This is a genomic window from Kitasatospora putterlickiae (assembly GCF_039527695.1).
GTDB lineage: Bacteria > Actinomycetota > Actinomycetes > Streptomycetales > Streptomycetaceae > Kitasatospora > Kitasatospora putterlickiae.
In genome coordinates, this window is sequence record NZ_BAAAKJ010000169.1 from 7,865 (window position 1) to 9,337 (window position 1,473).

The window sequence follows — 1,473 nt, forward strand, 5'->3', positions numbered from 1 at the left end:
CCCGGGGCCGGCGCCGGTGGCCCGCCGTCGTGCGGCGCGCGTCGCTCAGACCAGGCCGTTGAGCAGTTCGGCGACCGGCTTGCGGCGGCCGGTGAAGAACGGCACCTCCTCGCGGACGTGCAGCCGGGCGCGGGACGGGCGCAGGTCGCGCATCAGGTCCACGATCCGGTGCAGTTCGTCCGCCTCGAAGGCGAGCAGCCACTCGTAGTCGCCCAGCGCGAACGAGGCGACGGTGTTGGCCCGCACGTCCGGGTAGCCGCGCGCCATCTGGCCGTGCTCGGCGAGCATCGCGCGCCGCTCGGCGTCCGGCAGCAGGTACCACTCGTAGGAGCGGACGAACGGGTAGACGCAGACGTAGTCGCGCGGGTGCTCGTCGGCGAGGAACGCCGGGATGTGCGACTTGTTGAACTCCGCCGGGCGGTGCAGCGCCATGTTCGACCAGACCGGCTCCAGCTGCCGGCCCAGGCCGGTGCGGCGGAAGCGGTTGTACGCCTCCTGCAGGTCGTCGGAGTCCTCGGCGTGCCACCAGACCATGAGGTCGGCGTCGGCGCGCAGACCGGACACGTCGTAGGTGCCGCGCACCGTGACGTCCTTGGCGGCGAGCTGGGCGAACAGCTCGTCGACCTCGGCGGCCAGACCGGTGCGGTCCTCGGGCAGGGCGCCCTTGAGCTTGAACACCGACCACATGGTGTAGCGGATGACCTGGTTCAGGTCCCGCGCCTTCTTCTTCGCGGGCTGCTCGGCGGCCTGCTGCTCAACGGTCTCAGTCATGCGCCCATTGTCCTCTCCGTGACGTTCGCCCCGGTCAGCGGGGTCAACACTCCATCGATCCCGGCGACGGCCGCCCGGGCGCTCGCGACGCACGCCGGGATGCCCACGCCGTCGTACGCCGCCCCGCACAGCGCCAGCGCGCCGACCCGGTCGGCGGCCGCCCGGATCCGGGCCACCCGGTCCAGGTGACCGACCGGGTACTGCGGCAGTCCGGCCCGCCAGCGGGTGACGGCGGTGTCGTAGGGGCGGGCGGTCAGACCGATCGCCTCGCCCAGGTCGGCCAGCGAGCGGGCGATGAGCTCCTCGTCGTCCAGCTCCAACGGCTCCTCCTCGTGCAGCCGCCCCAGCGAGGTGCGCAGCACGAAGGCGTCCGGGGCCGAGCGCTCCAGCCAGCCCCACTTGTTGGAGGAGAACGTCGAGGCCTTGATCCGGCGGCCGTCCACCGGCGGGACCAGGAAGCCGCTGCCGGCCGGGGGCTCGGGCAGGTCGGCCCGGCGGAACGCCAGGGTGACCAGCGCCATCCCGGCGTACTCGACGCCGTCCAGCTCGGCCGCGGCGGCCGGCGCGTCCTCGCGCAGCAGCCGGGCGGCGGCGGGCGCGGGCACGGCCAGGACGACGGCGGCCGCGTCCAGGGTGTCGCCGCCGCCGGTGGTCACCCGCCAGCCGTCGGCGGTGCGGCGCAGCCCGGTCACCTCGGTGCGG

General features: G+C 74.4%; 2 protein-coding genes. Both read right to left on the reverse strand.

Going from position 1 to position 1,473, the window contains the following annotated elements; translation table 11 throughout:
- Positions 1 to 45: 45 nt before the first annotated feature.
- The gene (gene hemQ, locus ABD308_RS17430) at positions 46 to 771 is read right to left on the reverse strand and encodes a hydrogen peroxide-dependent heme synthase (RefSeq protein WP_344335342.1); all 726 of its coding nucleotides are present in this window, start codon (positions 769 to 771) and stop codon (positions 46 to 48) included.
- Positions 768 to 1,473: protoporphyrinogen oxidase (hemG, locus tag ABD308_RS17435; protein WP_344335344.1), on the reverse strand; the 706-nt coding region annotated here is incomplete at its 5' end. The genes hemQ and hemG, both read right to left, overlap by 4 nt.